Here is a 269-nt window from a genome sequence, read left to right on the forward strand (position 1 = left end):
ATTATTTATCGCACCAAATTCATCATTAAATAACGCTACAAATATTAAAATTGTCACAAATGATGGTACGGCCCAAGGTAGGATTAACACAGTACTGATAAATTTCTTACCTTTGACGACAGGGTGATTTACAATAATTGCCAAAAACAGCCCTAATGCAATTTGAAGTGTCGTTGCAACAAGCGTCCATACTAATTTCCAAGTAATAACACTGAAAAATGTTTTACGCCAAACGCCAATCGTGAATAACGTTTTAAAGTTATCTAAAC

Annotated in this window: 1 pseudogene; it reads right to left on the bottom strand. The window is 33.8% G+C overall.

Going from position 1 to position 269, the window contains the following annotated elements:
- A pseudogene (locus AC0L14_RS34810) lies at positions 1 to 269 on the bottom strand (sugar ABC transporter permease); the annotation flags it as partial.

The organism is Mesorhizobium sp. WSM4841 (assembly GCF_055811515.1).